Origin of the sequence: Promineifilum sp. (SeqCode) (genome assembly GCF_041918635.1) — a bacterium.
In the GTDB taxonomy this organism is placed as follows: domain Bacteria; phylum Chloroflexota; class Anaerolineae; order Promineifilales; family Promineifilaceae; genus Promineifilum.
Genome location: NZ_JAYRVJ010000569.1, coordinates 1 through 1,787, shown reverse-complemented (window position 1 = coordinate 1,787; position 1,787 = coordinate 1). Strand labels below are relative to the sequence as shown.

Genomic DNA, 1,787 nt, shown 5'->3' with positions numbered 1-1,787 from the left:
CGGCTCATCAATTCAGATAGGCCCGATACCAGGCCATGGCCTCTTCCAGACCGCGCGCCAGGCTATACTGTTGACGCCAGCCGACGGCCTCCGAGGCCTTCTGAGGGCTGAGATACTCATCCTGAATCTCGTGCTTGACCTCGTTCAAGATGATCGGTTCCAGTTCCGGACGGCCGGAAATGGCAACGATGGTCTGCACAAGCTCCAGCGCCGAAACGGGGCAGCCGGAGCCCAGGTTGAACGGCTGGCCGCGTACCGCCGGCTCGGTCAGGTGCTCGGCCAGCATCAGATAGCCAAGTACGGCGTCGGCCACGTAGAGATAATCGCGCCGGAAGGAGCCGTCGGAGCGGATGATCGGCCGTTGGCCGCTCAGGACGCTGCGGATCGTGCCGGGGATGAGCCGGTTCCAGTTCAGGTCGCCGCCGCCGTAGAGGTTGGAGCAGCGGGTGACAGCGATGGCCTGGCCGTAGGTGTGGGCGAAGGATTGGGCGATCAGGTCGGCGCAACTCTTGGAGACTTCGTAGGGGTGGCGGCCCTGCAGCGGGTACTCCTCGCGGTAGGGCAAGTCCAACTGCTCGCCATAAGCCTTCTCGCTGCTGGCGACAACGATGCCGCGCACCGAGGGCGTCTGGCGCGCCGCTTCCAGCAGCAACCACGTGCCGCGGATGTTGGTCTCGAACGTCTCTACCGGCTCGCGATTGGCGACGCCGACGATGGTCTGGCCCGCCAGATGGAAGACGGTGTCGATGCGGCACTCGACCAGCGTTCGCCGCAGCAGATGATAGTCGAGAAGCTCGCCCGACACCTGCTCGATGCGGCTGATGAGGCCGGTGCGCACCAGTTGCGACTCCGGCTCGCGCAGACGGACCAGGCCGACAACCTCCGCGCCGCGCTCCAGCAGGGCGGCCGTCAGCCATGATCCGAGAAAGCCGGTGCAACCGGTAATGAAGACGCGGCGTCCGCGCCAGAAGTCAGCCTGCGGGTCTTCCTGGCTCAACGGGCTTCCTTCGCGGGTCGGCGCGGTCAGCGCGCCTGGCGGGCCAGAGCGATCTCCGCGGCCCGCAGTGTGTTCTTCATGAGCATGGCGATGGTCATGGGGCCGACGCCGCCAGGAACGGGCGTGATTGCGCCGGCCACTTCCTTGGCCGACTCGAAATCCACGTCGCCCACCAGCCGGTAGCCGCGCTTGGCGGTCGGATCCGTCTTCTGGTTGATGCCTACGTCAATGACGGCCGCGCCGGGCTTGATCATGTCGCCGGTGATCATCTCCGTCTGGCCGATGGCGGCGATGACGATGTCCGCCTGGCGGATGTGACCGGCCAGGTCGCGGGTGCGGCTGTGGCAGATGGTGACCGTCGCGTCGCGCTTCTGGAGCAGCATGGCGACGGGCAACCCGACGATGTTGGAACGGCCGACGATCACCGCGTCCGCCCCCTTGATGGGGATGCCGCTCTCTTCCAGCAGAACGATGCAGCCATAGGGCGTGCAGGGGATGAAGAGCGGGTCGCGGCCCTTCATAGCCAGACGGCCGATGTTGACCGGGTGGAAGCCGTCCACGTCCTTTTCGAGGCTGATGGTGTTTAGCACAGCTTCTTCGTTCAGGTGCTTGGGTAGCGGCAGTTGCACCAGAATGCCGTTGACGGTGAGATCGGCGTTCAACTCGGCCACCAGTTCTTCGACCTGCTGTTGGCTGGCGTCGGCCGGTAGTTCGTGACCGATGGAGCGGATGCCCAACTCCTCGCAGGTCTTGCGCTTGCTGCGGACGTAGGTGGCGGATGCCGGGTTCT

The 1,787-nt window shown here is 65.4% G+C and carries 2 protein-coding genes; both read right to left on the bottom strand.

All coding sequences use genetic code 11. From position 1 onward, the window contains the following. Positions 1–7: 7 nt before the first annotated feature. Positions 8–997, bottom strand: coding sequence for a GDP-mannose 4,6-dehydratase (locus ACE3UY_RS16955; protein ID WP_374688673.1), 990 nt, complete (start codon positions 995–997; stop codon positions 8–10). Between the two features lie 26 nt (positions 998–1,023). Next, a partial coding sequence (locus tag ACE3UY_RS16950) for a bifunctional 5,10-methylenetetrahydrofolate dehydrogenase/5,10-methenyltetrahydrofolate cyclohydrolase (protein ID WP_374688672.1) occupies positions 1,024–1,787 on the bottom strand: 764 nt, incomplete at its 5' end.